The sequence below is a fragment of the Paraburkholderia sp. SIMBA_030 genome (assembly GCF_046535245.1).
GTDB lineage: Bacteria > Pseudomonadota > Gammaproteobacteria > Burkholderiales > Burkholderiaceae > Paraburkholderia.
Map to the genome: position 1 here is coordinate 1 of NZ_JAWRXB010001491.1, position 241 is coordinate 241.

A 241-nucleotide genomic window follows, 5' to 3' on the forward strand; every position below is an offset into this window, starting at 1 on the left:
CCGGAATGGCTTCCAGGTTGACCAGTGCCTGACGCAACGCTTCACGGGCGTAGCCCATGGCGCGGTCGTCACTGAGGAAATAACGGTAATCGGTACGTCCGCCACCGCCATGCCCACCGCGCTCGCGGCGACCGTTTTGTTCAACGATCACGCTCACATTGAAACGCACCAGCGGCCGTACATCGGCGGCCAGGCTGCCATCGGTGGAGGCCACGAGGATGCGCTCCCAGACGCCGGCCAT

1 pseudogene is annotated in these 241 nt (G+C 64.3%); it reads right to left on the minus strand.

The annotated features are described in order from the left end of the window. Positions 1 to 241: pseudogene (gene tldD, locus SB772_RS45000) on the minus strand (metalloprotease TldD); the annotation flags it as partial.